Origin of the sequence: Shewanella sp. FJAT-51649, from assembly GCF_019457435.1 — a bacterium.
Classification (GTDB): domain Bacteria; phylum Pseudomonadota; class Gammaproteobacteria; order Enterobacterales; family Shewanellaceae; genus Shewanella; species Shewanella mangrovisoli.
In genome coordinates this window covers 2,359,106-2,384,776 of the sequence record NZ_CP080411.1, presented here as the reverse complement: position 1 = coordinate 2,384,776, position 25,671 = coordinate 2,359,106, and the positions used below count along the sequence as shown (strand labels likewise).

At 47.3% G+C, this 25,671-nt stretch carries 18 protein-coding genes; 11 read left to right on the top strand and 7 right to left on the bottom strand.

Annotation, left to right across the window (positions count from 1 at the left end; genetic code table 11):
• The first annotated feature begins 32 nt into the window (after positions 1-32).
• The 8 genes from K0H59_RS10620 to K0H59_RS10585 all read left to right on the top strand — a co-directional run bounded on the left by K0H59_RS10620 (position 33) and on the right by K0H59_RS10585 (position 10,994).
• Positions 33-1,445, top strand: coding sequence for an exopolysaccharide biosynthesis protein (locus K0H59_RS10620; protein WP_220055510.1), 1,413 nt, complete (start codon positions 33-35; stop codon positions 1,443-1,445).
• Complete coding sequence (locus K0H59_RS10615) at positions 1,400-2,695, top strand: O-antigen ligase family protein (RefSeq protein ID WP_220055509.1); 1,296 nt, start codon at positions 1,400-1,402, stop codon at positions 2,693-2,695. Before K0H59_RS10620 ends, K0H59_RS10615 begins: the two co-directional genes overlap by 46 nt.
• Before the next feature lie 256 nt (positions 2,696-2,951).
• Positions 2,952-4,280: an oligosaccharide flippase family protein gene (locus tag K0H59_RS10610; protein ID WP_220055508.1), complete on the top strand. Its 1,329-nt coding sequence runs from the start codon at positions 2,952-2,954 to the stop codon at positions 4,278-4,280.
• On the top strand, positions 4,277-5,332 hold the full coding sequence (locus K0H59_RS10605) for a glycosyltransferase family 2 protein (protein ID WP_220055507.1): 1,056 nt from the start codon (positions 4,277-4,279) through the stop codon (positions 5,330-5,332). Before K0H59_RS10610 ends, K0H59_RS10605 begins: the two co-directional genes overlap by 4 nt.
• A gap of 392 nt (positions 5,333-5,724) precedes the next feature.
• A complete protein-coding gene (locus K0H59_RS10600; protein WP_220055506.1) occupies positions 5,725-7,674 on the top strand; it encodes an exopolysaccharide biosynthesis polyprenyl glycosylphosphotransferase in 1,950 nt (649 codons plus the stop codon).
• A 10-nt stretch (positions 7,675-7,684) separates the two neighbouring features.
• Positions 7,685-9,178 (top strand): sugar phosphate nucleotidyltransferase, encoded by a 1,494-nt coding sequence (locus tag K0H59_RS10595; protein WP_220055505.1) that lies wholly within the window; start codon positions 7,685-7,687, stop codon positions 9,176-9,178.
• Complete coding sequence (locus K0H59_RS10590) at positions 9,175-9,603, top strand: adenylyltransferase/cytidyltransferase family protein (RefSeq protein ID WP_220055504.1); 429 nt, start codon at positions 9,175-9,177, stop codon at positions 9,601-9,603. Before K0H59_RS10595 ends, K0H59_RS10590 begins: the two co-directional genes overlap by 4 nt.
• Before the next feature lie 50 nt (positions 9,604-9,653).
• Positions 9,654-10,994, top strand: a complete 1,341-nt coding sequence (locus K0H59_RS10585) for a CDP-glycerol glycerophosphotransferase family protein (protein ID WP_220055503.1) — start codon at positions 9,654-9,656, stop codon at positions 10,992-10,994.
• Positions 10,995-11,069: 75 nt separating this feature from the next.
• Here K0H59_RS10585 and K0H59_RS10580 read toward each other — a convergent pair whose 3' ends face one another.
• Complete coding sequence (locus tag K0H59_RS10580) at positions 11,070-11,507, bottom strand: hypothetical protein (RefSeq protein WP_220055502.1); 438 nt, start codon at positions 11,505-11,507, stop codon at positions 11,070-11,072.
• Positions 11,508-11,844: 337 nt separating this feature from the next.
• Here K0H59_RS10580 and eco point away from each other — a divergent pair, with 337 nt between their 5' ends.
• Positions 11,845-12,396: a serine protease inhibitor ecotin gene (gene eco / locus K0H59_RS10575; protein WP_220055501.1), complete on the top strand. Its 552-nt coding sequence runs from the start codon at positions 11,845-11,847 to the stop codon at positions 12,394-12,396.
• A gap of 83 nt (positions 12,397-12,479) precedes the next feature.
• Here eco and K0H59_RS10570 read toward each other — a convergent pair whose 3' ends face one another.
• The 3 genes from K0H59_RS10570 to K0H59_RS10560 form a co-directional block, all read right to left on the bottom strand.
• The gene (locus tag K0H59_RS10570; RefSeq protein WP_220055500.1) at positions 12,480-14,456 is read right to left on the bottom strand and encodes an ATP-dependent DNA helicase RecQ; all 1,977 of its coding nucleotides are present in this window, start codon (positions 14,454-14,456) and stop codon (positions 12,480-12,482) included.
• A gap of 82 nt (positions 14,457-14,538) precedes the next feature.
• On the bottom strand, positions 14,539-14,865 hold the full coding sequence (locus K0H59_RS10565; protein ID WP_220055499.1) for a hypothetical protein: 327 nt from the start codon (positions 14,863-14,865) through the stop codon (positions 14,539-14,541).
• A gap of 157 nt (positions 14,866-15,022) precedes the next feature.
• Positions 15,023-15,523 carry a hypothetical protein gene (locus K0H59_RS10560; RefSeq protein ID WP_220055498.1) on the bottom strand — a complete coding sequence of 167 codons (501 nt, stop codon included), beginning with the start codon at positions 15,521-15,523 and terminating at the stop codon, positions 15,023-15,025.
• A 628-nt stretch (positions 15,524-16,151) separates the two neighbouring features.
• On the opposite strand from K0H59_RS10560, the gene K0H59_RS10555 reads away from it, so the two are divergent.
• On the top strand, positions 16,152-17,261 hold the full coding sequence (locus tag K0H59_RS10555) for a tyrosine-type recombinase/integrase (protein WP_220055497.1): 1,110 nt from the start codon (positions 16,152-16,154) through the stop codon (positions 17,259-17,261).
• Between the two features lie 197 nt (positions 17,262-17,458).
• Entirely contained in the window at positions 17,459-19,516 is a 2,058-nt protein-coding gene (locus tag K0H59_RS10550; protein WP_220055496.1) for a PhoX family phosphatase, read from the top strand.
• Between the two features lie 51 nt (positions 19,517-19,567).
• Here the strand turns inward: K0H59_RS10550 and K0H59_RS10545 are convergent, their stop codons facing one another.
• From K0H59_RS10545 to K0H59_RS10535, 3 genes are read right to left on the bottom strand one after another with little or no spacing between them, the layout of a single operon-like run.
• Positions 19,568-21,061 carry an efflux transporter outer membrane subunit gene (locus tag K0H59_RS10545; RefSeq protein WP_309304161.1) on the bottom strand — a complete coding sequence of 498 codons (1,494 nt, stop codon included), beginning with the start codon at positions 21,059-21,061 and terminating at the stop codon, positions 19,568-19,570.
• Positions 21,054-24,221, bottom strand: coding sequence for an efflux RND transporter permease subunit (locus K0H59_RS10540; RefSeq protein ID WP_220055495.1), 3,168 nt, complete (start codon positions 24,219-24,221; stop codon positions 21,054-21,056). Before K0H59_RS10540 ends, K0H59_RS10545 begins: the two co-directional genes overlap by 8 nt.
• The gene (locus K0H59_RS10535; protein WP_220055494.1) at positions 24,221-25,477 is read right to left on the bottom strand and encodes an efflux RND transporter periplasmic adaptor subunit; all 1,257 of its coding nucleotides are present in this window, start codon (positions 25,475-25,477) and stop codon (positions 24,221-24,223) included. The genes K0H59_RS10540 and K0H59_RS10535 overlap by 1 nt, the downstream gene beginning before the upstream one ends.
• Between the last annotated feature and the right edge of the window lie 194 nt (positions 25,478-25,671).

Genomic DNA, 25,671 nt, shown 5'->3' with positions numbered 1-25,671 from the left:
CTCTTAGGATGATTTGCGAGGGAGAATTGATCATGAAAGCATCTCAGGAAGGCTACCCTCTACTGTGGTTAAAGCGCGCGCTGGTCAATGGCAGCAGCTTGCCCGCCCCCGCGCGCCGTAAGTTGTATCTAAAGACCGTGCTATCGGCATTAGCGGTGATTTGGCTGATCACAGGCCTTGTTATCGTCATCACCCCAACCCGCTATACCTGCAAATGGGTGCTGATTTTACCCGGCGCCGGCGCGGGGGCGGTCGTAAGTCTCGACAGTTTGGGCCAAGCCAGCAGTTCGAGCAGTTCTCCTTACCTGAGTTCTGCCATCGACCCGCGGGAAAACTATAAGGCCATCGCGCTAAGCGACAAATTATTAAGTGACGCAGCCGCCCAGTTAAATCTTAAGGCCTCAGCTTTGGGCACGCCAAAATTAAAGCTCCCCAGTCAAACGGGATTAATGGAGTTTAGTATCAGTGCCAATAGCGCCGAGCTTGCCGAGCAAAAAGCCTGGGCACATTATCGCACGCTACAGGGTACACTCTCACACCTGAGAATCGATGAAATCCATATTCGCGAAAACGGCGTCAGAATGGGGCTTGAGAGCTTTGCCGATAAAGTGCATCAGAGTCAGGCGAATATTGTCGCCTTCCAATCTAAGACGGGGTTAGTATCGCTAGATCAATTTAAGGAAGTTGCGGTCACCATTGAGCATTTACGCCAAAGCCAAGTCAATCTGACCGCTAAACTCAATGGCGGCCTTGCCAGTCAGCAACTGTTGGAAGCCGACTTATCCCTAACGGCGAGTCAGTCCACTGATTTGCTTAAGCTGAAAAACGATCAGCTGTTCCAACAACTCTTAGTTAAATATACCGAGTCTACCGCGCTGCTTGTGGGCCTTAATGGTCACTTTGGTGAGCAACATCCCCAAGTGCTGACCGCCAAGACAGAGCAAAAAACCATGTTGGACGCGCTACATAGTCGCTGCCAAAAATTGCTCATGCGCTGCGATCCTAAGTTGATGTTGATCCTCTCCGTTGACGATATCGATGGCCGCGCAGAACTGATGCAAAAGCTGATAAATATCACCACCGAAAACGAAGGCTTAACCCATGAGCTGGCGTCCCTGAGCACCCAGATAGATGAATGGGAAACCCGGCTCAAGCACAGCAATGACGATGCCGCCAAGCTCGAGGATTTACACCGAGATCATCAACTTGCGACCGCGGTGTTTACTTCCGCCATTGCTAAAATTGATGTGGGTAAAGCCGACATCTTTTCCGCTTACCCGTTATTACAGCTGTTTGCAGCACCGACTCGCCCCGAGAAGCCTGACAAACTGGGCTTAATTTTAACCTTAGTGGGTGGCATCGCCGCCTCAATGATGGTCATTGTCGGATTGAGCATACTATGGATACGCAAACCTATACTCCAGAAAATTCTGACGAACGACTAGTCTGGCTCGCCATTACAGGCACCTACTTCTTTTGGTTTTTAGGTGCCATGTATTTGGTTGCTCCAGTGATCGGTTGGATCTTAGTGCTGCGGATGCTCGGCAGACTGCTGTTTTACGCCGAAGGGTGCCGGATTTCGTTACCGATAGTGAGTTGGATATTTGCCATGTTATTGATGCTACTGGCATTAGTGATAGGCCATCTGGTAGAGCATTTAGGCATAGCCCAACTGATTAAATCCTCCATAGGTTGGGCTAAGGGCTGGGCGCTATTGGCGGTATTTCCGCTGGTTGGCGGTCTGCAAATTCGGCCACAGCTGATTTACCGCGCCTGCTGCGTCGTCGGCAAACATACCTTGATATTGTTTCCGCTGTTTGTACTTGCTTGGCTGCTTCACTTGCCGACAACCTTGTATGTCTCTCCCTTAAGCATTGTTGGCGGACCAGGGCCTGAGTTTTTCGCCGTCAGCCTGTATGAAATCGACCCTGGCAGCGGCATGCCAAGATGGCGCCTATTTACCCCTTGGGCTCCCGCGCTTGGCATGGTGGGTAACTTTTATTTTCTATTTGCCCTGCAGGAAACCAATAAGCGTTATCGAGTCTATGGCTTAGCTGGCAGTATCTTGATGGTGCTTATCTCCCAATCCAGACTCGCCATCCTCTGCTGCCTCGCCCTCGTCTGTTATTTCAACTTTATTCGCTACGCCAAATCCCCTTGGCTGTACTTATTGGTGAGTCCGGTTTTTCTATTGGCAGGTATTTTTGGCGAGTCGGTACTGTCTAGCATCGAAGCCAGTATTCACAGTGTTAAAGCCGCCAGAGCCGATTCGACTCGAGTGCGTGAGGCCCTCGGCCAAATCGCCCTCGAGCGCTGGGCGAACGAGGCGATTGTCTGGGGCCATGGCATTGTCGAGCGCGGCCCCCATATGGTGGAGTATATGCCGATTGGCTCGCACCACACTTGGTACGGTCTATTGTTTGTGAAGGGAATCGTTGGCGCCTTCGCGCTGGCGGTAGCCTTATTTGTCAGTGTGCTCAGTCTTCTACCTAGTTTGATGCAATCCAGACTGTCGGCGGTCGGAATGGCGGTACTGATGATTTTGCTGCTTTACACCTTTGGCGAAAATTTAGAGATCCTCGCCTATCTCTTCTGGCCAGGATTAATCGTGCTCGGGATTGCCCACAATCAAGCAAAGCAAGTGGCAAGTCTTCGCCATAAGAGCTTATTACAGGAACCATCACAACAACCATGACAGCAATCATCAGAAACCACTCAAACAAGTGCTGACTGAACTCCCTTCGTTAGTTTTTTCCTTGTCCTTTCAATACACATGGCCGTTGCAACTTGATTTGCATTTTGCAATCGGCCGCAAATCAAACCGCCGCCCTAATATGCATTTTCATTATAAATAGCCTAACAATATGTTTTTAAACTAGAAAATAAAAATTAACAAGCTGGCATAGAAACTGAATAGTCAACATAGGCACTCTTAACTGATAGGTGTTGCGATGAGCAGATGGGCATGGATACAAACCCTTAAGCACAACCAAGGTATCCGCCAATTGGGCAGCAGCATACTGTGGTTAGGCTCTGCCCAAGTCGGCGGTCGTATTGTGCGCCTTGGTTGCAGCATCATCTTAGCCCGTTTACTTACCCCCGAGGTCTTTGGCCAAGTCGCGATCATTCTGACCAGTTTTGAAATAGTCAGCATTTTTATTCGCAGGATCACCTCGGCATCACTGATCAAGATGGACGATAGCGCCTTTGCAGATCATCTCGCCAGCGCCAATCTGATCAATATTTTTGTGTGTGTACTGTCTTTTGTTGCCTTGAGCTTACTCAGTGGCCTGTTAGCGATTTACTATCAAGATGCACAGATAGTGAAGCCTATGATACTCATGGCAACAAGCTATTTGCTTCTCCCCTTTGGCATGCTGCATGCCGCCGCCAACCTACGCCAAAATAAGATGCGTATCGTCGCCAAAGCCAACCTGTGGCAGACGGTGGCCGACAGTGTGCTCACCGCTATCTTAGCGTTATGCGGCTTAGGGATCTGGGGGATTATTCTGCCTAAAGTGCTGGTGGTGTTGATTTGGGTAGCCGTGCATCGGCAGCATTCTGGCATCCAAAATATTCACACTGCCCCATTCGCCCGTACTTTCTCCCAGATAAACTTAAACCAATGTAAATCACTATTTCGCTTTGGTACTCAGGTGGCGCTTGGGGATCTTTGCCTCGCCCTAAGACAAAATATTGATTATTTATTAGTGGGTTACTTTTTAGGTGTCGAGGCGCTTGGGATCTATTTTTTTGCGGTCAATACCAGTCTTGGTATTAGCTTAGGGTTAATTCAAAGCTTTGGCACCGCTTTTTACTCCCATCTTTGCCAGAGTGATGGTGAAGATCCACTGCTTAAATACCGCCACGGCCTGCTGAGTATCATGCTGGTGACCTTGCCTATCATAGGCTTACAAAGCGCGCTCGCCCCTTGGTATTTACCCTTGGTGTATGGCCAACACTGGCTTGAGGCTGGCGCACTCCCAGTATTTATTCTGCTCTGTTTAAGTGGTTTAACGCGTCCCTTGGGTGAAGCCGCGAGTCAACTACTGATCTCCTGCGAGCTGAGTAAGCTGAATTTAGTCTCAAATGTCGGCTTTATTGGCCTACTGGCCCTGAGTATCAGCCTAGGCACCCTATGGGGGCTGAAAGGCGTCGCCATGGGCATCTTCCTCTGTTACCTGATTTGTATGCCGCTATTTGCCTACTTTGTGATGAAACCCATAGCACTCAAATTGAATTTACCCACCTTATCCCCTTCATTAGGAGGTTCATTATGATCCCTACAGTCTCTGTGGTGATGCCAGTCTATAATGTGGAAGCTTTTGTCTCAAAAGCAATTTCCTCTGTATTAGCTCAAAGTTTTACGGATTTTGAGCTCATCATAGTCAATGACTGCGCCACCGATAATAGCCTCGCCCGCTGTAAACAATTTTGCGACAGCCGCATTCGTATCGTGCAGCATGCCGTGAATAAGGGCTTAGCCGCCGCACGTAATACCGGCATACGCCATGCGATTGGTCGCTATGTGGCCTTTATCGATTCGGACGACCTCTGGCATCCGGATAAGTTAAAGCTGCATGTGGATCACCTGCAAAAATCGCCCAAGGTGGGGATCAGCTTCTCGCGTTCAAGCTTTATCGATTACCGGGGTAACCCGATCAATTTTTACCAAATGCCGCAGCTCACAGACATAGATGCTGGCCATTTGCTGTGCCGCAATCCTGTGGGCAATGGCTCTGCGCCGGTGATCCGCCGCGAGACCTTAAATGATATTCGCTTCCAAGCACTGAACCACAGCGAACATTACACTTGTTATTTTGATGAACAATTTCGCCAATCGGAGGATATTGAGTGTTGGTTTCGCATTGTGGCGACAACCGAGTGGCAGATGGAGGGGATCCCCGAGCCATTAACTTACTACCGCTTAAACCACGGCGGCTTGTCGGCAAATTTAGTGAAACAGTTGGCATCCTGGGAGCAAATGGTCACTAAGGCACGCCGTTATGCCCCTAAGATCCTGTTAAAGCATGAAAATGCTGCCAGAGCCTATCAGCTTCGCTATTTAGCCAGGCAAGCCATTCGCCTAGGCGATGGTCGTATGGCAAAAAACTTAGTCAATCAAGCACTGCTTACTTCACCACAGATCTTACTTAAGGAAACCAATCGTACCCTCACCACACTGATTGCGGCCTATTTGCAATGGTTAATGCCCCGAGGTTTATACCAAATGTGCGAAACCCTTGGCCAAAAGTACCTAGGTTATCGCCAACGTATGCAAATCAAACGTGATGGTGTGACGGCTAGCTTACTCACCACCCAATTAAAATAAGTCAAATCGACGCGACAGCAAACGTTACATATTCATCGTTTACAGATTCAAGGCGGCTCAGTGAGCCGCCTTGCTTTTGTCGTAGGTTAGTCTCTATTACATTGCGCTCGTTCTACCACGTTATTTGCGAGCATTTGAGATTGAGATTGTTAAGACAGTAACAGCGCCTGAGATCGCCACACCCTAGCCTAACTTCCATCTCAAATGGATTTGCAGCTTGCAAAGCAAACTGCAAAAAACCACTTAGCCCATAAAGCATTAATTCCTTAGTGATTGTTTTTAAATGATTTACTAATCTGGCCTGCATTATGCTTTGTGACTCTTGCCAAGCGCAGCTATAAGCCGTTATCGAGCGTCCCACTTGGCATCAAGCAAACTGCATGGAGGTCATGATGAATACTCAGAACTCGACTCAAGTACGCTGGTCTATTCGATTATTCGATAGCGCCATTGCGATGCTGGCCCTATTGCTCTGCTCACCTTTTATTCTTGTGGTTTACCTTTACCGCAAGTCACTGGGACAAAGCGTGTTCGAACGGGTGTATGTGCATGGTGGCCGTAATCAAATCGGCCTGTGGCAATTTGCCTATCAAGGCGCAGGATATCGTCTCCCCCAACTGTTTAATTTACTCAAAGGAGATATCGGCCTATTAGGTGTTGAAGCCCAATTTGCCTTCACGCCTTTAGTCGATTTACCTCAAGTTAATCGTATTGATCGAGTGGGTATATTTTCCATCAGTGCTATGCAGCGCCGGATAGGGATTGACTTTGAGTCCTGTGAGCAAAGCTTAAACATCGCCTATTCGAGCTTAAGCCGTTACTTTTTTGCGCTGCTAAGCGCTATTTTGAATAGCCTTTTGACCTCTGCTTCACGATCCCACACTAATCAAGTCACGATTTTTGGCGTGACCATGCGTAACCACAGCATGACAGGCATGCTCGACATGCTAGTACAACAAGCACAACATCCTGAACATCATTTAACCCCATTTGCCTTTGTGAATGCCGACTGTTTAAACAAAGCCTATTGCGATCCCCAGTACCATCAGATTTTGAATCAATGTGAAGCCGTTTTTGCCGATGGCATTGGTGTACGTATGGCTTGCCGTTGGCAGGGAGTGGATCTCAAGGGCAATTTAAATGGTACAGATATGTTGCCACTCTTATGTGAGCGCCTGATTAAGGCCAATCTGTCGCTCTATCTTCTGGGCGGCGCGCCAGAAGTCGCCCACCAAGCCGCCGAACAGCTTCAGTGTCGTTTCCCACAATTAAAAATTGCAGGCACCCACCATGGTTATTTCCATGAGGCCGATACCAAGCAAGTGATTAAAAAGATTAATCAATCTGGCGCTGCCGTGCTGTTGGTGGCCATGGGCGCCCCTAAACAAGAGCTATGGTTGAATCAATATCAAGCAAAACTTACTCCTGCGGTCGGTATTGGTGTGGGTGGCCTGTTCGACTTTTACTCCAACCGTATTAGCCGCGCGCCACTTTGGTTAAGGCAAATCGGCATGGAGTGGATCTGGCGCTTAATGCAAGAGCCCAAGAGAATGTGGCGCCGCTACATTATCGGTAATCCCCTGTTTTTATATCGGGTATACAAAGAACTGCGTGCTAACGCCAGCCTTAATGCAAAGACTCAAGCTGACGTACAACAAACACCCGCTACGCCCCAGTTTCCTAACTTAAGTGACTCAGGCTCACTTAAACGCTGTAAACGCATCCGCTTGCATCTGCTATTGAACCGCATCGTCAAACGTTGCCTCGATATCTTAGTCGCGACCATCGCCATGCTGTTGCTATCGCCTCTACTGTTGATCGTCGCACTGTTTATTCGATTGGAATCCCCTGGCGCCGTGCTGTTTTGCCAGCAGCGCGTCGGCAAGTGGAATCAACCTTTTACCATGTGGAAATTCCGCTCCATGTATCAGGACGCCGAAGCGCGACAGGCCAGCTTACAACAGGCGAACGAAATGCAAGGCGGCGTCCTATTTAAGATGAAACAGGACCCCAGGATCACCCGTGTCGGTCAATTTATCCGTAAAACCTCCATCGATGAGCTGCCACAGCTATGGAATGTACTCAAGGGCGAGATGTCACTGGTTGGCCCGCGCCCCGCGCTACCAAGAGAAGTCGCGCAATATAGCCCAAGCGATCGCCGCCGCTTAGAAGTTAAACCCGGCATAACCTGCATCTGGCAAGTATCGGGTCGCTCCGACATTCCCTTCGACCGTCAGGTTGAGTTGGATGTGGATTATATCTACCAACAATCCTTGATGGCGGATCTGTACTTGCTTATCAAGACCATACCCGCCGTGATTTTCAGCCGTGGTGCCTACTAAGGGGGTTACTATGCAAGCCATTATTTTCGCCAATCGCCATGGACACGAACTGGCACCGCTGGATAAACAATACTGCCCAGCATTACTCCCCATGGGAAACCGCGCCCTGATTGAATACACCCTAGAAGATGTCGCCAATGCCGGGATTGTTGAGGTAAAACTGATTATCTCAAGCCATGCCAAAGAACTCGAGGCGCATCTTGGCGACGGTAGCCGTTGGGGATTGAAGATTGATTACTTCCTCAGCAGAGAACAAGAGTCTATCAATTGCGTGATGTCACGACTAAAACTGGATTTCGAACAAGATTATCTCGTTGTAAGGGGCGATATGCTGCGCTCCCCCTGTATTAAACGCTTTATCGATTACAGCCTAAAGCGACCTTTACACTTAGTGTTACCCATAATGGCCGACTGCAATCCTGGTATGCTGCTATTGCCTAGCGCCTGTAACCATCTGTATCTCCTCGATTGGCCCTTAGAACGAGATCCAACGGTCACTAATGCCATGATGGAACCGCTACCTGGGCAGTGCGCCATGTTGGACTCCTTCGAATCCTATCTTAATGCCAATTTAGCCATAGGCGATGGCAGCTTTACTGGACTATCTCCTTCTGGTCGCCCCACTCCCAGTGGCCGACATGCCAAGTTTTTTCACCTAGGGGCTAAGGCACAAACGGGCAAATTGGACCAACATACCGCCTGGGGCGCGATTGGTGAGCAAACTTGGATAGCCCCCGATGTAGATATGCAAGACCAACTGATAATTGGCGATCAATGTGTTATCGAGAAAAACTGTCGTCTGAGTAACAGCGTGATCCTGACGAACAGCTTTGTCGGTGAAGGGCTGAATGTCGATAACTGCATTATCAGTAAAAATCTGCTGATCAATGTTGGATTTAATACAGCTATCGAAGTTGATGACCCTAGGCTTATCGCCTCAACCGAGCAGAATTTACACGCCCATGTATCTTGGTCGAGTCGTCTTATTGCCTTGATATTACTTGGCTTAAGTTTACCCTTCTGGCCATTACTCTGGTTGTGGAACTTATGCCATTCATCGACTCTCGGCCAGTCTAGACCAGCACTGAGTATTGCGTATCAGCCCATTAAACTCTGGCGCGTTAATTTGCCGCCATCAGGCATGGGATTAGCGCTACTACCACAGCTCTATCAAGTGTGTTTAGGGCGATTATTCCTGTTAGGCAGTCAATCCCCTGAGATGCATTCAGCATCCGAGCTTAGCGAAGCTACGCCACTATATGGCGTTTACGGCCCGCTGCAACTGCTTGGCGCCGAACTGCCAGAGGAAGAACAAGGGCTGATTGAGCAGGAATTTCTTAGCAAGCCTAAGGCATCGCAATGCTATCAAGTGGTCAAACTGTGCTTTCAATTAGTTTCTAAATCAGTGGCTTCAACAGGCTCTGCCACGGCAAAACAGCCCAGCACAAATCAACTTAGTGCAAGCCAGCCAAATATCGCCAATGAATGGGGGAACGGACAATGAAAACCATCATCACTTATGGCACCTACGACTTATTCCACTATGGTCATGTGAGATTGTTTCAGCGCTTAAAAGCCATGGGCGATAAGCTGATTGTCGGCGTCTCGACCGATGAGTTTAATGCGCTCAAGGGCAAAGCAGCCTTTTTCAACTATCAACAGCGCGCCGAAATGGTGGCCGCCTGTAAGTACGTCGATGTAGTGATCCCCGAGACGCACTGGCAGCAAAAACCTCAAGATATTGTGGCGTTAGATGTCGACATCTTCGGCATGGGCGACGACTGGCAAGGCAAGTTTGATTACCTCGGCACCCTTTGTCAGGTGATTTACTTAGGCCGCACCGAAGCGATTTCAACCACGGAAATCAAAACCAATCTGGCTATGCCACACACTAAGATGGCGCTAGCGACTCCCCAATTCGTTAAATAAGGCCGAGATTGAAGGAAATCATCAAAATCAAAGGGTAAGTGAGGGATATCATGGGCACAAATCTAGCATTAGCCTTACTGAAGAAATGCATTTTCACCCTCTCTTGGTTGGTGCCAAGAAACGCTAACAAGGCGGTATTAGGTTGCTACAAGAACCGTTTTGCCGACAATAGCAAATACCTATTTTTGCATTGGCAGCAGACGCACTTTATGCAAACCATTTGGATAAGCGGCGATAAAGCCCTTATCCATACTCTCAAACAACAAGGTTATACCGCCCATTCACGTTGGAGCCTGCTGGGCATTTACCATGCGCTCACGGCCAAATACTATGTGTACAATAGCTATATTGGCGATATTAATCAGTGGTTTGCAGCGGGTGCGGTTCGCATTAACCTCTGGCATGGTTTGCCGCTTAAAAAAATCGAGTTTGATATCACCACAGGGCCGTTAGCCCCCAAGTATCAAACCCGCTCCCTTTGGCAAGCTGGACTCAAGTCACTGCGTTATCACCAGGAATATGTCCGTCCGAGTTTGATGCTAAGCCCAAGCCTATTGGTCGGAGAGAGTTTCCAACGCGCCTTTCGGTTAAAAGAGGATTCGCTGCTGGCAAGTACTAATCCGCGCACCGATTACTATCTGCGTTACCCGGATCAGCGCCAAACGCTACCCTTAAAGGCGGATGCGACGGCCTATCGCCAAGTGATACTCTATGCGCCATCTTGGCGTGATGCTCTATGGCAAAACAGTCAAAAATCAACTCCACATTTAACGAGAGGTAATAGCGATTCACCCTACCAAGCGGCTTTTGACTGGCAAACCTTGTCCCAACATTTAGTCGATACAGATTCCTTGTTGCTGTTACGTCTGCATCCCAATGAACGCCACTACGCAGCACAGTTTTGTGCCTATCCTAATGTGCTTGATATCAGCGATTGGGACGATGTTTACGGGATTTTGCATCGTGTCGACCTGCTGATCACCGATTATTCGTCGTTATTTATCGATGTACTGCCACTTGAGATCCCTGTCATCTTTTACCGTTTCGACCATGAGCAGTATCTCAATCAGAGCCGCGATTGCTACGATATAGGTCAAGATCCGCTCAGTATTGGCCAGGTCGCCTATCAATTCGATCACTTATTAACATTGCTGCTGGAGATGAGTCAAATTAACGCCAAACCGCAGCCGAATAAGGCTTACAAACAATTACAGTGTTTATATTGGTCGCAGCACGCTAGTGGTTTATCAGCGGATAACTTAGCGACAGATGCTATATCTGTGGATGAAAGGCATGATGACAGTTTTGCACGTTTAGAGCGGCACCTGCGCCAAGGGCAAACTCAGTCGTTTAAGTTTGCCTTTGGCACTGATATCAAGCCTCGGATATGAAAGCTAGAAATAAAAGTTCTGGTATAAAAGCTCTGATATAAATAAATCCGCCATCTCACCTTGGTTTAAAGCCATTTATAAGAAGGTGTCTTTAAACCAATCCCAGATCCCGAGTGAGGTTTCCGGTAATAAATCGATACCGAGCGCTGATTTAAGCAAATATAACAGTAAGAGGCCAAACAAGGTACACAGCAAGATAAAGGCAATAAAGAACAGGCTAAACATCACCAAGGAAAAGCGTTTTTCTCGACGGGTATAAGCGCGTCTGTTTTTGCCTAAAAGGAATACATAATAAAAGCGCCATTTAATAAAAGGCAGCGCGAACGTACCTCGGTTATCAATAAAGTGTTTACCCCAAGTTCTGTCCCCCAAGGCAACACGTATCCCCATTAATTGTTCTTTTGTATAACTGTCGGCAATGTGTGGCGGTAATTTGGCCAATAACTTGAGAATGGTCGGATCCTGTTTAATCTTATCTAGCGTTTCTTGATCCCATGGCTCAAATTCATTCATGCCCTATTTCAACCCGATATTTATTATTTCTGAACAGATTATAGTCAACAAATTAAGCCATTTAGAGATATTACCATCAATCATTCGGTGGATATTCCCGTGCTATTCAGCTCAGGTTAACCGCGACGCGGGTATCATAGCGCCAGAAATTCACGCAGAGTTTAAGTTTTAAAAGCTATTATTTTCATTACGTTGTAGGAAAGTCCGATCTTTTTTGAAAAAATTTTCAAAAAGATTAACCCTTTTTTGCAGCTACTACGTTTACAAAGATAAGAATACAGCAAATGATGGTACAACCATCTGTGCTATGCCTTATCAACATCACTAGGAGACTATTATGAAATTGACTCACTTATTTAACACTGCGGCACTTCCCCTTGCCTTTGCATTATTGTCTTTTAATGCCGCAGCAGTGAGCCCACCACATCCAACGGGATTAAATGCACCTATGATCAGTGTCGCGAGTTTCAACCATAAAAATTATGCCGAGCAAGAAGCCACGAAAATGTTTCCGGCACCTGAGGCGGGTATGGTGCAACATATTTTGACCTTACCAAAACTTGAGAATGAAGACGACTACATGGTCGAAATCCAAATTGGCCAGACCCAATTAGTCGACTGTAATAAGCATGGTCTGAACGGCGAGTTAAAAGAACTCTCGGTTAAGGGCTGGGGTTATAGCTATTATCAAGTATCAGAAGTCTCTGAAGGCCCAAGCACTATGATGGCCTGTTTAGATATGGCGAAAAAAGAAGCCTTTGTCCGCATTCCAGGTGAACTTAAAATGCGTTACGACAGCCGTTTGCCTAAGGTATTTTATCTACCGGAAGGCACAGAGCTGCGCTTTAGAACCTGGAAAGTCGATTCAACGTATCACTACGCTAAATAAACTCGCATCAATATAAGTTGTTTATTTAATTGTATTACTACGGTGATATAAAGGGCATATCTCACGAGATATGCCCTTTTTTATCAGCAAGCTTCGTCGGCTAACTGCACTAATTTGGCTTTAATCTCGGCATATCTAAGGTGTTCGCAGCGACCAAAACCCGATAATTTCCGTACTTGTAGGCGAGTAAATAGTGGTAGTGTCATGCCAGCCAAAAACCGACAACGAGTATCTAGGGATAATGAAGCTAAACCTTTCGACTCCGCCGCTCGTTCCAGTTCATGTAAATCGGCCTTAAGCTGCGCATCATCAGGCCACTTTGGCACTTCGGAATACGCCAATTTAGCCATTTGGCCACGGCATACACTGCAATGACCACAGGATTGAGGCGCGGCGTTATCATCAAAGTAGCGGGCCAAATTGTAATTTAAACAAGTCGTTAGCTCAAAAAATCGCACTAACTGGGCAATACGTGCGACTTCTTTCGCCTCTTTGTTGGTAAAGTATTGATGGAGTTCATTGGCTAAATGCCCCTGCGTTAACGCATCAGCATCCACTTGATAAACATCCGTCACCCGCTTGGCTTCCAATTCGATAAGCTGTTGACTGGCAAGATATTCTAATGCAGCTAATACCCGCGTACGTTCCGCACCTGTGGCTTGATACAGTGCGGAAAAATCTAGACTGCCCCATACCCGCTTCATCTGAGTATGGGTAAAAATGTCATTTAAAAATGCCTGACGCTCGGGGGAAAACTGACTCAAGATCTGCGCTTGTGGCTCAATAAAACGGTAACTGATATCGGCGTAATATGCATAAAGCGGTTTAATCACGCCCAGCATTTCAAGCTGAACCAGCAAGGTTTTAAAGGGGAGTTGTCTGATATTACTCACATTTGACAGCTGATGAAGTTGCAGCTCCCAACGCCCATTGTGGGTTTCTTCGCGAATGTTATCGATCACGGCTGCAATACTGGCCTGTTCCGGCGTATCGCCGTAGACAAAATTTTCGACCGTGTTTATGCCATCTAAATTGGCCAAGGTCACGCACTGGGAGAGCTGACCATCCCTTCCCGCTCGGCCGATTTCTTGGCAATAATTCTCGATGGATTTAGGCAGATCGTAGTGGACCACAAAGCGAATATTGCTTTTATCTATGCCCATTCCAAAGGCAATGGTCGCAACCACGATGCGGATCTTACCTTGCATAAAATCTTGCTGAATTTGCTGACGTTTTTCATCCTCAAAGCCCGCATGATAGGCACTCGCATCAAAACCCATTTGGCAAAGTTTCGCCGCAACATCCTCCGCAGTATGCTGCAAAGTCACATATATAATCCCCGCGCCAGTAAAGTGATTAAGCTGCTGTTGCAGTGCTGTCAGTTTGTGTTGGGTTGCCACTGGCAAGACAGTCAAGTCGAGGTTTGAACGATAAAAGCCTGTTTGAACAATATGTTGTGGCTTGATATCGAAGCGCGCAGCCATATCCAGTTTCACTTTACGTGTCGCCGTGGCCGTGAGTAACAGCACCAATGGAATCGCTAATTCGCGGCGATAATCGGGAAGCTTTAAATAGTCGGGGCGAAAATTATGTCCCCATTCCGAGATACAGTGTGCTTCGTCAACAACCAGCATAGAGATAGGAATGGATTGAATAAATTGCCTAAAGCGCTCATTTTTAAAACGTTCAACCGAAACCATCAGAAGTTTTAACTCGCCAGAGCGAGCATCACGCATGACCTGTTGGGTCAATTCAGGCGTTAAGGTCGAGTCGATACTTGCCGCTTTAATGCCCTTCTCATGTAAAAAGCTCAGTTGATCTTTGATCAATGCCAGTAAAGGTGACACCACTAAGGTTAAATGGGGAAGTTGCAGCGCGGTAAATTGGTAACAGAGTGATTTTCCTGAACCGGTGGGAAAAATAGCAAGGCTCGAATGGCCTGACAACAGTTGCGAGACAACCTCCTGCTGCCCTTGCCTAAATCCATCAAAACCAAACTGTTGCTGTAATAATGACGCATAATCAGTGGCGTTAGCTGACGGCGTTATTGAATAAGACATAAACAAATCCTTATGCCACCACAAGGGTGGAGGCGACCACGCAAACTGATGAATGTGTGAATGAATACGAGTAAGCGTGTCGCTATGATTTTCTGGCTAAATATAAATTGATAAAAGCGGTCAGTTTGTCGTTGAAGGCTTCTTCAAAGGCATCAACATCTTGACCTAAGGTATTGAAATACTGTGTTACTTGCACTCGAGAAAGGCTTTTATTGGCGACACTGTATTCCATTTCAGGCAGCGTTTTATCGTACCTAGGCACAAGCGTCCAAGTCACCACATCGGCGGCGAAGTGCTTCATCGCTTGCTGCGCTAAGGCACAAAAAGCTTCAATATGCTCACGCCCATCGGGCCCCAAACACCCGGGTTCGACGCGGCAAAGGACGGCAACCGTTCTATGCTGTGACATGCTGTTTCCCTGTATAAAACGCATCAAAAATAGATAGTTACATAAGAGATGACGAAAGCGAATAAGTCATCTTTGCGCTTAAGCTCGCTCTCTTTGAGTGTATGTGACACGCGTAAGAAGTCACGTACGCTAAGGTTAAAAATCATATATCGATATTTTAAGCCTCGCTATCGTCATCAGTCATGGCTGCGACGGTCGCGGCATGTTCCGATAGTAACGTATCGAGCGCTTGATCAAAACTGTCCAAACGTTCGAGTTCCATATAACGCTTCAAACGCAAAATAATATCTTTGCTGACTTCGATATGGGATTTTTTCTGGCGCTTCTTAATTTGTGAAAGTTCTTTTCGCACCATGCGCCAACCCAAATCACTGAAATATTGATTCAGCATTTGATTTACGAATTGCAGTTGTTGGTCAACGGGCTGATTTTTTTTACGCTGTTGAACCAGCAAATTTAAATTCGCAATTAATTCGGTATAACTGGATTGGGACTGATTTAACTGAAACCACTCTGCCCGCTCGGCGACACTCTCGGGATGAACCATGCGATAAATTAACGGCAAGGCAAACACTAATTCAGTTTTATCTAACAGTAATAATTTTCGGCCCGCGGTAGGCGCGGCATGATGATATTCCCATAGCGTGTTTGTCGTCATTGGTATGGTTTTATACTTACTAATAATGGTTTTTGAATAGACTCATGATACCGACAAACAGCACAGATTAAAAGAATGGTTACACCATTTTATAAGTTCATTTTTACCGCACAAGGTTAAACGTCCCACTCCAGAAACACACGAGCTTGAGCACACACTTATCTTGTCCACTAATCCCCTGTTTTTGCATGGCTAAATCGATATCAGTTTGACATCACTAAATCACAAGATAAATTTTGGCTGCTACTTTTTAATAACATAAAATGGTTAAACCATCTTTTAAAAGTAAAGCTACTCACCCACAGAGTTAGCCGACTATCAAAATAAATGCAGATTGTTTTCTCGCCAAATTTAACTTAGATTATTGAAGTTGACTAAATAACAAACAACAAAACTAAGGTCCTCTTTATCTCTTATTAATGTGTTATTTGAACGCATCTTATACTTCGAGTTAGTTTTGTGCCCGCCTTCATAACAGCTCCACGTTAAATAATGCCTTCTTTTTAATCGATGCGTTTAATTAAACTACAAATAACACCTCTACCAGTGATAATGACGATTATCACTGGTAGATAAGCGCAGGTTTTACGTATAATTGCGCCAGTTTTATCGGCGGCAAAATACTCCCATGTCTAAATCGATTATCCATTATTCAACAGGTGGAAGTACTCCTAGCCGTTCCTCTGGCATAGCATCGAATATCACACCAAGCGATAGACAAATGGATCCGCCCTTTTTTGAGGAAAGCTCACTGCCCCAATCGGTTCACAGTGATTTTTTTAATGCGGCCGCCGAAACTGAATACGAAATCTCCAGCAATACCCGTCGAGTTTATCGGACCAGCTTTGGCCTATTTGAGCAATATTGCGCGACGCATCAACTGCAGCCGTTACCCGCCGATCCGCGCAGTATTATTTCTTTTATCGGTCATCAAAAAGAATTGCTCCAAGCAAGCAGTGGAACTCAGCTTTCAAAGCAAACCTTAACGACTCGGCTAGCCGCGATCCGTTACTATCATATTCAAGCAGGATTGCCATCCCCCACTGAACATCCGCTTGTGATCCGTGTGATGCGTGGTCTTAGTCGTAATCACCATAGACAAGTTCAAGATTATGATCAGCAACCAATCATGTACGATGAGGTCGAGCTACTGATCCAAGCGATAGAGCAACAACCCCATCCACTGCTACGCTTGAGGGATAAAGCCATCATTCAACTCGGACTACAGGGCGGATTTCGCCGCTCAGAATTGGCCAATTTAAAAGTACAATATTTAAGTTTTATGCGGGATAAATTAAAAGTGCGGCTGCCTTTTTCTAAAAGCAATCAACAGGGATTAAGGGAATGGAAGAATTTACCCGACTCAGAACCCTTTGCCGCCTATAATGCCGTCAAGGACTGGTTACATGAAAGTAACATTACCGAAGGTCATTTATTCCGTTCAATTTCTCGAGATGGAAAAACCTTAAGACCTTATCAAGTCAGTGATAAGGTCACATCTAAATCATCACTCGTCCGAAATAGTGGATTCTTAAATGGTGATGATATTTATCGGATCATTAAGCAGTATTGTTTAAAGGCGGGATTACCGGCGCAATATTATGGCGCCCACAGTTTGCGCAGCGGGTGTGTAACACAACTACATGAAAATAATAAAGATATATTGTATATCATGGCAAGAACAGGACATACGGATCCTCGATCATTACGCCATTACCTCAAACCTAAAGAAGATTAACCGCAGTATTAGCACTTAATTAATAACACTGTTTTTAATATTTATGTTAAGAATAATTTTATTTTTAAGCTATTTTTAATAAATAAGGAAAATTATTATATTGCAGTATTACTGTCATATAAACTCAGCTTTAGTGTCATATTGCTACTTTAGGCTTAGCTTCGAAATTTAATTCTTCGAACTAGCTGGAGTGAAATATGAGCAAGGCCACCTTTGATCCAACACTTTATAATAAAAGTAATAACGAACCTTTTAATCAAGTGTTGGATAAACATTTATCCCGTCGTAATTTTGTTAAAAGTGGATTAGGCCTAGGTGCGATGACCGCCTTTGCAGGCATGGGATTAGTCGGTTGTGGTTCGGACAATTCCCCTGCCCCTACACCTATTGATCCCGTTCCGCCATTACCACCGACTCAAAGTAGCGCCAAATTAAGCTTCACATCAGTCGCCGGCTCCCGCCTGGATGCGGTTGTGGTACCAGAAGGTTACAGCGCGCAAGTACTTGCCCCTTGGGGAACACCACTAAATGCTAAGGCCGCACCTTGGAAAGCCGATGGCAGCAATACCGCCGATGACCAAGCAAACTCTGTCGGTATGCATCATGATGGTATGCATTTCTTCCCATTGAATGATGCCGGCGATGACGGTTTACTCTGTATCAACCATGAATATATCGACGAGATAGCCCTGCATCCTAATGGCCCAACCGTAGATGAAACCACTGGATTACGTACCATCATCGATGAAATCCGTAAGGAAATTAATGCCCACGGCGTGTCGGTGGTAAGAATTAAACTCGTTAATAATCAATGGGAAGTTGTTTACAACGACAGTCATAACCGCCGCTTTACCGGCGCAACTGTGATGGATATCGCCGGGCCACTCGCTTATTCGCCACTACTAGAAACCCGTTATTCGCCCGATGGAAGTCAGGCTCGTGGCACCTTAAATAACTGTGGTAATGGTTACACGCCTTGGGGCACCTATTTGACCTGCGAAGAAAACTGGCCGGGTTACTTTGCCAACCGTGGCACTTTAGCCGCCGATCAAGCTCGCATTGGGATCAGCAAAAGCAGCACCCGCTATGGCTGGGATGATTTAGCGGGTCACGCCGAGGAGCGTCTCGATGAATTCGCGCGTTTTGATGTCACGCCAAAGGGGAATAGTGCACAAGATGATTACCGCAACGAGGCTAATGGTCACGGCTATATCGTTGAAATTGACCCCTACAATCCAAGCTCACGCGCCATCAAACGGACAGCCCTTGGTCGCTTCCGCCACGAGGGATGTACCTTTGGAAAATTAACCGAAGGTAAACCTGTGGTGTTCTACTCTGGCCACGATTCTCAATTCGAATACTTATATAAGTTTGTGTCGAATGCCGTGTGGGATCCACAGGATGCAAACAGCACAAATCGCCTGCAAATGGGTGATAAATATATGAATGAAGGAACATTGTATGCCGCTAAGTTTAATGAAAATGGCGCTGGTGTATGGTTGCCTTTGACCTTAGACAGCCAAACGACAGACGGTAAAACCTTAGGCGATAGCTTTGCCAGTCTGGCCGAGATTATCTTAAATACTGCTGGTGCGGCGGATTTAGTCGGCGCAACGCCTATGGACCGCCCAGAGTGGTGTGCGGTTGACCCCTTCACAGGTTCAGCCTACTTAACACTGACCAACAACTCTAAGCGTACCGAGGCAAACCCAGCTAATCCAAGGCTTAAAAACTCCTTTGGGCACATTATTCGTTGGGATGAAGGTGATAAAGACACTGAATTCACATGGGATATTTTTGTCTTTGGCTCACCGAGTGATGGCAATGCCGAGACCAACCTGTCGGGCTTAACGGATCTAAACCAATTTGCTAGCCCCGATGGATTGGCCTTCGACGCCCGCGGTATTTTATGGGTGCAAACCGATAATGGTGCCAAAGAAGTCGCCGAAGAAACCAATGATCAAATGCTAGCGATTGTGCCATCAACCTTAGTCGACAGCGCAAACAAGCAAGCCAGCGTCACGGCCGAAAACCAAATGGAATTAAAGCGTTTCTTTGTTGGGCCAAATGATTGCGAAGTCACAGGTTTTGCTATTAGCCCAGATTACACTTCGGTTTTTGCCAACATTCAGCATCCAGGTAACTGGCCCTATTCGAATAATGCCGCCGAAATAACGCCTGCTGGTACAGTACTGCGCCCACGTGCGGCAACAGTGGTGATCCGTAAACTCGATGGTAAAGAAGTGGCGGTCTAATCACTACCCCTACCGAAACCTGATAAAAATCCCCGCCATGCGGGGATTTTTTTATTCACTCACGGCGCCACCACCCAGCGCTCGATACAGTGCGATTTTGGCCAATTGCTTATCCCTTAAGATCTCGCTGTAGGCCAATTGGGCACTGAATAATTGCCGCTGCGCATCCATTAAATCCAGCGAAGTGGCCACACCATTTTGGTAACGCAGTCGTGCAAGACGCGCATAAGCCGATGAAGATTCAACTAATTCCTTTTGCGCTTTGATGGCCTGTTGGGCACGTTTAAGATTATTTAGCGCATCGTTCACATCAAAGTAAGCGGTCAGCACCACATTGCGATAATTCAGCATCGACTGTTTCGCGGCTTCGGTGGCGATATCATATTCGGCAGCAATCTTTCCGCGGTTAAAAATCGGCGCACTAATGCCGCCAAGGAGTAACCAAGTGACACCATTACTGTCGAAGATATCTTTAAGATGATTGTTCTCCCGACCATACACACCCGAAATGGTAAATTTGGGGAAAAAGGCCGCCTTGGCGATACCCACTTCCGCATTCGCTGCAATCATCTGCTGCTCGGCAATTTTGACATCGGGTCTTAATGTCAACAATTCAGAGGGAACACCTGTGTTGAGTTCATAGGGTAAACCCATATTTTCGGGTAAGCCTTGGGGAGATGGTAAAGCATAATCATATTCACCGAGTAAGATATGCAACTGATTTATTTTATATTTTCTTTCGTAGTCTAATGTCGGCAAAGTCACTTTTGTGCTTTGAAGCTCAACTTCTGCCTGACGCACATCGAGGCCCGAAATCACGCCATTGGCATGGCGAAGCTTGGCGATATCCAGCTCTTTCTGTCGTAATCCCACTGTGTCGATAGACACACTATAACGCTGCTCGATATCGAGCCATTCGTAATAACGGCTAGCAATATCGCTGATAAGGCTGACATGACTGAGCCTGAGCTTTTCAACCTCCGAAAGATAATCGGCCATAGCGGCCTCGCTCGCCCTACGGTTTGCACCCCAAAGATCTAGCTCCCACGAAACCGCGCCGCCTAAATCTAAGGTGGTACTCGGACTTGGATTAGTGCTGGTTGCACCGCTATCTAAACTGCGTTCATACCCAGCTTTGACTGAAACCTCAGGCCAAAGCGCACTGTCGACCACTGTCATTTTTGAACGTGCAGCGAGAAGACGCGACTGTGCCATTTGTAGGTCCAGATTGTTCGCCAACGCATGTTCAATCAAGGAAATCAGCACAGGATCTTGATAAAAATGCCGCCATGATAGGGCCGAGACTTCCTTTACATTCCCCTGCTCGGCAGTGGTTTGCGACAACATTTGCGCTTGATACTGGCTCGGTAACGCCAGATCTGGCCGCTGGTAATCTGGCCCCATGGCGCAGCCTGCAACACTCAATGCCGTCACGAGTCCCAAATAAAGCGGCTTTAAGCGCAAATGAAAACCCAACGAAATAGACTGGATCATAGGCTGAGTCGCCGTCGATTGAGAGTCAGATAAAGTATGGCGATTAACCACGGCTCACCTCCTCGACGGTTTCTTGATCTAGGAGTAATTCCTCTTTTGTTTTAATGGGTTGTTTAACGACTTTCTTTTTAACCCAGCCAGCTGTCGTGACAAAGAACAGCGGCACAAACACTATGCCTATGGTGGTTGCCAACACCATGCCACCCAGGATAGGTAACGAAATCGATTGCCGACTCACGGCCCCAGGGCCTTCGGATAACACCAACGGCAACACCCCAAGAATAAACGCCATGGAGGTCATTAAAATCGGCCTAAAGCGCATGGTGGCGGCTTCAAGCGCCGCCGAAATCCGCGTCCGACCTTGCTGATGCAACTGATTGGCAAACTCGACAATTAAAATCGCATTCTTCGCCGCCATACCGATTAAGGCGATAAACGCCACTTGGAAGAATAAGTTACTCTGCATGCCACTGATTAAGGTCGTCACCGCCGCCCCTAAGAGTGCGATGGGCGCGATCAGCAATACCGCGACAGGGATACTCCAACTCTCATAGAGCGCGGCTAAAAATAGAAACACGAATAACAGTGCCAACCCAATGGCAATGCCGGTTTGGTTCGCCGACTGCACCTCTTGGTAGGTAATGCCTGTCCATTCGTATTTAAACTCATCGGGCAAAATCGGCGTTGCGACCCGCTCTATGGCTTGGATAACATCACCAGTGGCGTAGCCCGTTGCAGGCGTGACATTGATGGAAGCGCTGGAAAATAAGTTGTAGTGGGTCACGGAAGATGGCCCAACCGTGTAATCATACTTAGCCAACACACCAATCGGCACCATAGCGCCGCTCGATGAGCGCACATAATAATCTTTGATTTGGTGCGGGAATTGGCGGTAACTCTCTTCCGCTTGGATCTTCACCCGATAGACACGACCAAAGAGGTTAAAGTCATTCACGGTTGAGGAGTCAGTTAAGGTTTTGATGGTGCTGTAAATATCACTCACATTCACCCCAATCGCCATCGCCTTTGCCTCATCGACCGTCAAATGCAATTGCGGGATTGCGCTCTGCAGTGACACACTGGCACTGGCAACTTCAGGCTGCAGTTTTAGCTGTTCGACTAATTCGTTTGCAGTTTCAATTAAGCCATCAAAATGGGTGCCAGAGGTGTCTTGGAGCTGCATTTCCACCCCAGAACCATTGCCTAAGCCGGGGACGGCCGATGGCAAATACAGGTTAAACTCAGCTTCTAAGACGTTTTTCAAGTCCTTATCTATCGCCTTCATCACGGATTGAACCGTGGCATGACTGGCTTCGCGCTCAGCCCAAGGCTTAAGCACCACTTCAAATTGACCGTTGGCCTGATTCGCCCCCGAGCGGCGGTTTTCCCCCGCCAGCGTAAATGAATAGGCCACGGCGGGATTGGCACGCACATATTGCTCGGCTTTCTTTAAAATCGCCTCGGTGCGATTCACCGTTGAGCCATCGGGCAATGTCATATCGATAAAGAATCGACCTTGATCCTCATCGGGCATAAAGCTGCTCGGCAAATGGGACATGATGAAATAGGTACCACCGAACATAATCGCAAAGGCTAAGTAACTGCGTTTGGCGTATTTATTGGTTAAGGCGACTAAGCCAACATATTGATTGGTTCCCAAGTCGAGTTTACGATTCAGCCAATGGAAGAATCCCCTTTCTGGTGCCTTGCTGGGTTTTAATAATAAGGCGCACAGTGCCGGACTTAAGGTCAGCGCGACTAGGGTAGAAATCAACACAGCGACCGTAATCGCCACCGCAAACTCACGGTACATGATGCCGGTGATCCCCGCTAAAAACGACACGGGCACGAATACCGCGCAGAGCACTAAACTGGTGGCCACCAATGCGCCCGACAATTCTTTCATCGCAATTCGGGTTGCATCGATAGCGCTCATACCCTTCTCATGGATTAAGCGCTCCACGTTTTCGACCACCACAATAGCATCGTCGACCACAATGCCGATGGCGAGAACCAGCGCGAGTAAACTCACGGTATTAATAGTAAAACCAAAGGCCAGCATGGCCGCTAAGGTCCCAATTAAGGAAACTGGTACGGCAATGGCGGGGATTAAAGTCGCGCGCACATTTTGCAGGAACAAGTACACCACCAACACCACAAGCACTAAGGCTTCTATCAGGGTGTGGATCACCTCATCGATGGATTCTTGGATAAAGATGGACGCATCGTAAAACACTTCCCATTTCATCCCTTGGGGAAATTTTTGCGACAGCTCGGCCATCGCCTGTTTCACCTTGCGGGTCACTTCTAGGGCATTTGCGCCCGGCAATAAATACACCTGCAAGATGGTAGCATTTTCACCATTTAACTGGGATTGCAACGTATAGGCGGAGGAACCTAGTTCTACACCGGCAATATCCCGCAGCCGGATAATCGAGCCGTCGGGATTGGCGCGCACTATGATCTCGTTAAATGCCTGCACCGAGCTTAATCTGCCCGCCACACTGATGGGCAAGGTTAAACTGATGTCGTCATTATTAGGTTGAGTACCAATGGTGCCTGCGGGGGATTCTTTGTTTTGTGCCTTGATGGCGTTGATCACATCTGTGGTGGTTAAGCTGTAACCCGCCATGGCATCGGGTTTTAACCAAATCCGCATCGCATAACTGCGTGAACCCGTGTTACGGGTGCGACCCACGCCGGGAATACGCCTGAGCGCCGATTCAATATTGATGGTAGCGTAATTACTCAGGTAAATTTCATCGAACCTTTCATCGTTCGAGGTTAACGCGAGTTTTAGCAATTCCACCGACGCATCTTTGGAGACGGTCACCCCTTCGGTTTGCACATCGATTGGCAGCCCCCCCGAAGCTTGCTGAGCGGAGTTTTGCACATCCACCGCCGCCAAGTCCGCATTGGTGCCCACATCGAAGGTAATGGTCACACTGGTGCCGCCCGAGTTGGTGCTCTTGGAACTCATGTAAATCATATTGGGCACACCATTCACTTCCTGTTCGAGCGGTGTGGCGACAGATTCGGCGGCTGTGGTAGAGCTCGCACCAGGGTAAGAGGCAGAAATGGTCACCTGTGGCGGCGTGATGTAAGGATACTGATCGACGGGCAGCTTAAACATCGCAATCACCCCGAGCAGCACGATAACAATCGAGATGACGCTGGCAAAAATCGGCCGATTAATAAAAAACTGCGCCATTATTTTTGCTCCTGCTTTTGCTGCTCCAAGGCTTGGCGCTTAAGTGCCTCGGCTTTTGACATCTCATCTTCCTTCTCGGCGTATTCCTTCGCGCTTAACGGCTCGGCAATCTGGCCGTGGCGTACACGGTGCATGCCTTCGGTGATCACCATCTCGCCAGCTTTGAGGCCACTTTTAACCACAACCCCTTCAATCCCTTGATGATCGATCACGATAAAACGTCGCTCGACCGTGTTATTGGGCAATACCACCATCACGTACACCCCACCCTGATCCACTTGGGTCGCTTTTTGCGGGATAACAATCGCATTGGGGATTTCGGACAGTTTAATCCGCACATTAGTATATTGGCCGGGCAACAGCTCTTTTTCAGGATTAGGCAGAATGGCGCGCACCTCAAAGGTGCCAGTGTTAGGGTTTACCTGGGGATCGGTAAAACTCACATCCCCGAGGTAGCGATATTCACTGCTATCGGGGAGCGTTATTCGCACAAAGCCTGCCAATGCTTTACCTTCGACCTCGGCTTCTTTTTTCGCCGAATAACTGGTCAGGCGGCGCTGGGCATTTAAATAATCCAGCGCCGACATATTAAAGCTGACATAAATCGGGTCGACCTGTTTAACGCGGGTCAATAGCGATTGGCCTTTACTGCCCACAAGAGCGCCAATATCAACCTCGGAGCGACTCACCAGTCCGGCTATTGGTGCCTTAATTTCGGTATAGCTGAGTTCTAACTCGGCCTCTTCCACCTCGGCGCGACTCGCGGTGAGGTTAGAACGCGCCTGAGCTAAGGTGGAGAGCGCATTATCGTAATCGAGTTGGCTAGCAGCATCCTGCTCATACAGCGGCTTTAAGCGTTTCACATCCCGCTCGGCCTTATCGAGAATCGCCTGCTGTGACGACAGTTTGGCCTTTAAACGATTCACCACCGCCACATAGGGTTTATTATCAATCTGATACAGTAGCTCACCCGATTTGACAGCACTACCTTCGACAAAACGCTTTTCCTCTACAAAACCATCGACGCGAGCCCGAACCTCTACATCTAAGGAAGCTTGGGTCACGCCAATATAATTGCCATAGAGTGGTACGGTTGCCGTGGTGACTTTTTCCACCACCACCATTTTGGGGGAGATTTTAATTTCAGGATCTTGGCAGCCACTCACCGAGAGACAGAGCAAAACACCACTCAGATAAAGGGGAAATGAGCCTAAGCGTGGAACAAAAAAACGAGCTGTAACAGATGGTTGAGGCATATGCGAATCCCGCACTCTAAAGACAGTGGAACCACTCGCAAGGACAAAGTGGTTTTAACAATTTTAGTCGGTTCTAGGTAACGTCCTGTGACCAATGCAAATTCAGTGTAAGGCAAACAGCATAAAATTGAAATTTTAAAATCAATAAGTTCAATGATTTGTGATGGGAATGCTAAAGCGAGGATTTACAGCGG

Bases quoted from the DNA above. Each gene is read 5' to 3' on its own strand.
- K0H59_RS10610 (WP_220055508.1), top strand. From the start codon at position 2,952: ATGAGCAGATGGGCATGGATACAAACCCTTAAGCACAACCAAGGTATC.
- K0H59_RS10560 (WP_220055498.1), bottom strand. From the start codon at position 15,523: ATGACGACAAACACGCTATGGGAATATCATCATGCCGCGCCTACCGCG.
- K0H59_RS10615 (WP_220055509.1), top strand. From the start codon at position 1,400: ATGGATACGCAAACCTATACTCCAGAAAATTCTGACGAACGACTAGTC.
- K0H59_RS10590 (WP_220055504.1), top strand. From the start codon at position 9,175: ATGAAAACCATCATCACTTATGGCACCTACGACTTATTCCACTATGGT.
- K0H59_RS10580 (WP_220055502.1), bottom strand. From the start codon at position 11,507: ATGAATGAATTTGAGCCATGGGATCAAGAAACGCTAGATAAGATTAAA.
- K0H59_RS10605 (WP_220055507.1), top strand. From the start codon at position 4,277: ATGATCCCTACAGTCTCTGTGGTGATGCCAGTCTATAATGTGGAAGCT.
- K0H59_RS10585 (WP_220055503.1), top strand. From the start codon at position 9,654: ATGGGCACAAATCTAGCATTAGCCTTACTGAAGAAATGCATTTTCACC.
- K0H59_RS10540 (WP_220055495.1), bottom strand. From the start codon at position 24,221: ATGGCGCAGTTTTTTATTAATCGGCCGATTTTTGCCAGCGTCATCTCG.
- eco (WP_220055501.1), top strand. From the start codon at position 11,845: ATGAAATTGACTCACTTATTTAACACTGCGGCACTTCCCCTTGCCTTT.
- K0H59_RS10565 (WP_220055499.1), bottom strand. From the start codon at position 14,865: ATGTCACAGCATAGAACGGTTGCCGTCCTTTGCCGCGTCGAACCCGGG.
- K0H59_RS10595 (WP_220055505.1), top strand. From the start codon at position 7,685: ATGCAAGCCATTATTTTCGCCAATCGCCATGGACACGAACTGGCACCG.
- K0H59_RS10600 (WP_220055506.1), top strand. From the start codon at position 5,725: ATGAATACTCAGAACTCGACTCAAGTACGCTGGTCTATTCGATTATTC.
- K0H59_RS10550 (WP_220055496.1), top strand. From the start codon at position 17,459: ATGAGCAAGGCCACCTTTGATCCAACACTTTATAATAAAAGTAATAAC.
- K0H59_RS10570 (WP_220055500.1), bottom strand. From the start codon at position 14,456: ATGTCTTATTCAATAACGCCGTCAGCTAACGCCACTGATTATGCGTCA.
- K0H59_RS10555 (WP_220055497.1), top strand. From the start codon at position 16,152: ATGTCTAAATCGATTATCCATTATTCAACAGGTGGAAGTACTCCTAGC.
- K0H59_RS10535 (WP_220055494.1), bottom strand. From the start codon at position 25,477: ATGCCTCAACCATCTGTTACAGCTCGTTTTTTTGTTCCACGCTTAGGC.
- K0H59_RS10620 (WP_220055510.1), top strand. From the start codon at position 33: ATGAAAGCATCTCAGGAAGGCTACCCTCTACTGTGGTTAAAGCGCGCG.